At 70.2% G+C, this 262-nt stretch carries 1 pseudogene; it reads left to right on the top strand.

The window, feature by feature from the left end:
• A pseudogene (locus tag AU465_RS32750) lies at nt 1-262 on the top strand (serine--glyoxylate aminotransferase); the annotation flags it as partial.

Here is a 262-nt window from a genome sequence, read left to right as displayed (position 1 = left end):
AGGCATCGACAGCGGCGACGTCGTCAAGCGCGCCTATCGCACCTACCAGACATCGCTCGGCGGCGGCCTCAACAAGGTCTTCGGCAAGGTCTTCCGCATCGGCCATCTCGGCTGGCTGAACGAGGTGATGGTCTGCGCTTCGCTGTCGGCGGCCGAAATGGCGCTGCTCGATTGCGGGGTGCGCCTGGCGCCGGGCTCCGGCGTGGCGGCCGCGATCGAGCATTTCCGGCGCACCGCCGCGATGCCGGTCGCCGAGGCGGCG

Origin of the sequence: Mesorhizobium silamurunense (genome assembly GCF_014843905.1) — a bacterium.
Lineage (GTDB): Bacteria > Pseudomonadota > Alphaproteobacteria > Rhizobiales > Rhizobiaceae > Mesorhizobium > Mesorhizobium silamurunense.
Note: the sequence above shows the minus strand (reverse complement) of the source record. Positions and strands in the feature narration are given on the sequence as shown.